The organism is Rhizobacter sp. (assembly GCF_031412495.1).
Lineage (GTDB): Bacteria > Pseudomonadota > Gammaproteobacteria > Burkholderiales > Burkholderiaceae_C > Schlegelella_A.
Genome location: NZ_JANODC010000255.1, coordinates 1 through 4,563, shown reverse-complemented (window position 1 = coordinate 4,563; position 4,563 = coordinate 1). Strand labels below are relative to the sequence as shown.

Annotated in this window: 4 protein-coding genes, 1 tRNA gene and 1 pseudogene; all 6 read right to left on the bottom strand. The window is 69.3% G+C overall.

The window, feature by feature from the left end:
- Positions 1-68: 68 nt before the first annotated feature.
- A tRNA-Met gene (locus AC30N0_RS09840) sits at positions 69-145 on the bottom strand.
- 32 nt (positions 146-177) lie between these two features.
- Positions 178-2,151, bottom strand: a complete 1,974-nt coding sequence (dsbD, locus tag AC30N0_RS09835) for a protein-disulfide reductase DsbD (protein WP_489517742.1) — start codon at positions 2,149-2,151, stop codon at positions 178-180.
- A gap of 40 nt (positions 2,152-2,191) precedes the next feature.
- The gene (locus tag AC30N0_RS09830; RefSeq protein ID WP_489517741.1) at positions 2,192-2,977 is read right to left on the bottom strand and encodes an ABC transporter permease; all 786 of its coding nucleotides are present in this window, start codon (positions 2,975-2,977) and stop codon (positions 2,192-2,194) included.
- Positions 2,978-2,982: 5 nt separating this feature from the next.
- Positions 2,983-3,903, bottom strand: a pseudogene (locus AC30N0_RS09825) (ATP-binding cassette domain-containing protein).
- Positions 3,904-3,925: 22 nt separating this feature from the next.
- A complete protein-coding gene (gene rplQ / locus AC30N0_RS09820) occupies positions 3,926-4,321 on the bottom strand; it encodes a 50S ribosomal protein L17 (RefSeq protein WP_489517740.1) in 396 nt (131 codons plus the stop codon).
- A 115-nt stretch (positions 4,322-4,436) separates the two neighbouring features.
- On the bottom strand, positions 4,437-4,563 hold a 127-nt coding region (locus tag AC30N0_RS09815), incomplete at its 5' end, for a DNA-directed RNA polymerase subunit alpha C-terminal domain-containing protein (RefSeq protein WP_489517743.1).

The following is a 4,563-nucleotide window of genomic DNA, read 5'->3' as shown; positions in this document are numbered from 1 at the left end:
GGTGGTGCCCCCCGTAAAGCCAAACGCCCACCGGGGGGGGGCGTTTCGCCGGACCGAGCCTGAATTTTTGGTTGCGAGGGCAGGATTTGAACCTGCGACCTTTGGGTTATGAGCCCAACGAGCTACCAGACTGCTCCACCTCGCGACTGGAGATGGAAGTTTAACACGGGCGTCTCGTCATAGGCCTGCCGCGGCCAAGGTATCGAGGAAGCGGCGGGCATTCTGGAAGCCGACGAACCGCGCCGCGACGATCTCCTGGCCATTGGCGTCGAAGAACACCGTACCCGGTGGCCCGAACAGGCGGAAACGGCGCAGGAGCTCGCGGTCGTCGTCGTTGTTGGCCGTGACGTCGGCCTTCAGCAGCAGCGCGCCGGCGAGCTTCTTCTGCACCCTGGCGTCGGTGAGCGTGTAACGCTCCATCTCCTTGCATGAGACGCACCAGTCGGCATAGAAGTCGAGCATCACCGGGCGCCCTGCGGTGCGTACGGCAGCGTCGAGCTCGGCCACGTTGCGCACCAGCGTGAAGCGCGGCACCTCCAGTTCCTTGCCGCCGATGCCGAGCCGGGCGAGCGGCTGCAGCGGGTCGGTGCCTCCCGCCGCTGCCCCGACGATCTGCACCGCGCCCACCAGCCCGAGCAAGGCCGCGCCGGCACGCCGCCAGATGGAGCCATGCCCGGCCTTGAGCAGTGCGGACGCCGCCCCGAGCGCCAGCGTGCCCCAGAGCGCGAGCACCACGGACGCCGGCAACACTGGCTGGATGGTCCAGAGCGCGACGCCGAGCAGCAGGAAACCAAAAGCGGCCTTCACCTCCACCATCCAGGCGCCGGCACGCGGCATCAGGGCGCCCGCCGACGCGCCGACCAGGAGCAGCGGAATGCTCATTCCCGCGGCCAGCGAGAACAGGGCCGTTCCGCCGAGCCAGACGTCGCGGGTCTGGCTCAGGTACAGCAGGGCGCCTGCAAGGGGCGCGGCGACGCACGGGCTGACGATCAGGGCCGAGACGCCACCCATCGCGCAGACGCCGGCGACGCGACCGGCCGGCAGCTTCTGCGACGCCGACATGACGCGACAGGCGAGGAACTGGGGCAGCTGCACCGTGTAGAACCCGAACATCGAGAGGGCCAGGCCGACGAGGCCGACCGCAAAGGCGCCGAGCACCCATGGGTTCTGCAGCGCTGCCGCGAGCCCCTCGCCGGCAAGCCCCGCGGCGACGCCGAACGCGGTGTAGACGACGGCCATGCCGAAGGAGTACGAGGCGGCGAGCGCCAAGCCGCGCCGGCGGGAAACGGCGGTCGGTGACGTGCAGGGTGCGCTGCCGGAGGCCATGGCGGTCGAGCCGGACGGCGGCGAGGCGGGCAGGCTGGTCCGCAGGACGCTGCCGCCGGCGCCCGCCAAGGCCGGCCCCGGCGAACCCTGGCCGACGATGATCGACGAGACGATCGGGAGCATCGGCAGCACGCAAGGGGTGAGGGAGAGCAGGATCCCGGCGATGAAGAAGGCGCCGACCACCGACCAGAATGCGCCTCCGTGCAGGACGGCCTCGATCGCCGACGTCTCGTTGACCAGCGGAGCGGCCCCTGGAGCGGGGCCCGGCGCGGCCGTCGCCCAGGCGGAGGTCGAACGCGCGGAGAGGCCGCTCGCCGGCGCGATGACCCGCAGCGTGCCGCTGCCGCCGAACCCGGTGAGGCTGACGCTGGCCTCGCTCTGCATCGGCGGGTAGCAGAGGCCGGCGTCGGCGCAACCCTGGCTCGTGGTCACCAGCCTGAACTCGGCACCCGCCTCCTGGACGGGCACGACGATGCTCACCTTGTCGCGGTAGGTTTCTACGTCCTTCTGGAAGGTCTGGTCGTACTTCACCTTGCCAGGCGGCAGCACGACCGGCGCGAGCGCCGCTCCGGCAGCGGCGAACTTGAACTGGTCTCGGTACATGTAGTAGCCCCGCGCAATCGCGAAGCTCACCTCGACCGTCTTGCCGTCGAGCGCGCGGGCCGAGAACCTGAACGCCTTTTCCGGCTCCATGAAGTCCTGGGTGGCTCGGGCGGGCGCGGTCGCGAGCAGGAGCCAGGCCAGAGCGAAAAGCACGAGCCGGACCGCAGCGCCGGCGATGCCGGCGCTTGTGCGTCGCTGCAGTACGGGCGGTCGTGCTTGCATGTGGAAGAGTCGTCGCCCGCGGGCCCGGCTTACAGGCCGGCTAGCGGTAGAAACGGCGCCGGGTGAGGACCAGCGCCAGATAGTAGCCGGTGCAGGCATACCCTGTGAGAACGAGGAGCGGCAGCCCGGGATCGGCGGGAAGATTGCCCAGGACGAGCGGCCGGACCAGATCGACGGCGGCCTTGAGAGGAAGCACGTTGGCCACGGTCTGCAGCCAGGGCGGCATCTGCGCGATCGGGAAGTACACGCCCGAGAGGAAGGTCATCGGCGTGATGACCAGCGTGAAGTAGTAGGTGAAGAAGTCGAATCCCTTGGCCACCGCGTTGAAGACCAGCGCGATGGAAGCGAAGGTGACCCCCACCAGAGCCAGCACGGGCAGGGCCAGCAGCATCGTCGGCGCCCGGCTGATGCCGAGCAGGAAGATGACGATCATGATGGCAGCACACGAGAAGAGCGCCTTCATGGCCGCCCAGAGCATCTCGGCGAAGACGATGTCGTCAAGCGACACGGGCGCATTCAGGATCGAGTCCCAGGTCTTCTGCACCGCCATCCGTGAGTACGCCGAGTACAGGCCCTCGAAGGTGGCCGCCAGGGCGGCACTGACCGCGACGCTGCCCGAGGCCAGGAACTCGATGTACGGCAGGCCGTCGATCTGGCCGATCAGGGAACCGACGCCATAGCCGAAGGCGACCAGCGTGATCAGCGGCTCGGCGATGTTGCCGAGGACGCTGGGCACCGCCAGCTTCTTCCAGACCAGCAGGTTGCGCATCACCACCGGCCAGAAGCGGCTCGTGACCTGGGGGGCGGCGTAGTGCGACACGATCATGGTGGTCAGCCGTCGTCGCGGATCTGCCGGCCGGTCATCTTCAGGAACAGGTCCTCGAGGTTGGCCGGGCGATGCAGGGTGCGGATCCGATGGTCGGAGGCCAGAGCGTCGAGCAGCGGCTTCGCGTCGCGCAGGTAGAAGAAGACGGTCTCGCCGCTGGTCTCGAGCCGCTGCGCGAGGTGCCCGTGGGCCTTCGCGGCTGCCGCGGCGCCGTCGCCGTAGACCTCGACGACGTCGCTCTCCAAGTGCTCGGCGATCAGACCGCGCGGCGTGCCCTCGGCGATCTTGCGGCCGTGGTCGAGCACCAGCAGCCGGTCACACAGGCGCTCCGCCTCGTCCATGAAGTGGGTCGTGAGCAGGATCGACTTGCCTTGCTGCAACAGGGTGCCGAGGCGCTCCCACATCAGGTGCCGAGCCTGCGGGTCCAGCCCCGTCGTCGGCTCGTCGAGGAGCAGCAGGTCGGGGTCGTTGATGAGGGCGCGGCCCAGCGACAGGCGCCGCTACATGCCGCCGGAGAGCTCGCCCGGCCTGGCGCTCGCCTTGCCCTGCAGGGCGGCGAAGGCGAGCAGCTTCGGCACGCGCTCGTCGATCACCGCTCGCGGCAGGCCGAAGTAGGCGCCGTACACGCGCAGGTTCTCGGCGCAGGTGAAGTCGGGGTCGAGGCTGTCGAACTGGGTGACGACGCCGATCCGCTTCTTGGCATCGCGGACCCGCGCCGGCAGCGGCATGCCGAAGGCCCGGATCTCGCCCGAGTCGGGCCCCGTGAGGCCCAGGCAGATGCGGATCGTGGTCGTCTTGCCGGCGCCGTTCGGCCCGATCACGCCCAGACACTCGCCCGGCATGATCTCGAGCGACAGGTCGTCGACGACTGTGGTGCCGCCGTACTTCTTCGTCAGGTGGGCGATCCGGAGGAGCGGCTCGGCCATGCCCGCCCCGCGGTTCGCCGGGTCAGGCGTCGGTGTCGGCGGCCACCGGCTCCACCGGCGCCGGCCGGTCGACCAGCTCCACGAACGCCATCGGCGCGTTGTCGCCGACGCGAAAGCCCATCTTCAGGATGCGCGTGTAGCCGCCCGGGCGCGCCTGGTAGCGCGGGCCGAGCTCGTTGAAGAGCTTGCTGACGATGGCGCGGTCACGCGTGCGATCGAAGGCCAGGCGCCGGTTGGCGAGCGTCGGCTCCTTGGCCAGCGTGATGAGCGGCTCCACCACGCGGCGCAGCTCCTTGGCCTTCGGCAACGTCGTCTTGATGGCCTCGTGCCGGAGCAGCGAGACGCACATGTTGCGCAGCATCGCCAGGCGGTGCTCCGAGGTGCGGTTGAGTTTGCGGAGTCCGTGTCCGTGACGCATGGTGCTTTCCTTTCCTGTTATGAACCGCCGGCCGTGTCAGGTACTGGCGGGTGCACCGGATGGCCCCGGAGGCCATCCCGTTGACGGCCTTGAGGCCGCTTTTACCGTTCGCGAGTTAACGCTTGTCCAGGCCCTGGGGCGGCCAGTTCTCGAGGCGTGCGCCAAGCGTCAGGCCGCGCGAAGCCAGCACTTCCTTGATCTCGTTCAGCGACTTGCGGCCGAGGTTCGGGGTCTTCAGCAGC

Coding starts and splice junctions, on each gene's coding strand:
- dsbD (WP_489517742.1), bottom strand. CDS start 2,151: ATGCAAGCACGACCGCCCGTACTGCAGCGACGCACAAGCGCCGGCATC.
- AC30N0_RS09830 (WP_489517741.1), bottom strand. CDS start 2,977: ATGATCGTGTCGCACTACGCCGCCCCCCAGGTCACGAGCCGCTTCTGG.
- rplQ (WP_489517740.1), bottom strand. CDS start 4,321: ATGCGTCACGGACACGGACTCCGCAAACTCAACCGCACCTCGGAGCAC.